1 pseudogene is annotated in these 211 nt (G+C 65.4%); it reads right to left on the minus strand.

Features of this window, described 5'->3' with window-relative positions:
* Nucleotides 1–211, minus strand: a pseudogene (locus B2W52_RS10130) (dihydroxy-acid dehydratase domain-containing protein); the annotation flags it as partial.

Below are 211 nucleotides of genomic sequence, written 5' to 3' on the forward strand. Positions count from 1 at the left end.
ATGGTGTCGCCATCCTCGACCAGCGCAATCGGGCCGCCCTCGGCCGCTTCCGGTGTGATATGACCAACCACGAAACCGTGGCTGCCCCCTGAGAACCGGCCATCGGTAATCAACGCGACATCGCTGCCCAGGCCCTTGCCCATGATCGCGGAGGTGGGGCTCAGCATCTCCCGCATGCCCGGTCCGCCTTTGGGGCCTTCGTAGCGGATGA

This window comes from Marinobacter sp. UBA2498, assembly GCF_002341575.1.
GTDB lineage: Bacteria > Pseudomonadota > Gammaproteobacteria > Pseudomonadales > Oleiphilaceae > Marinobacter > Marinobacter manganoxydans.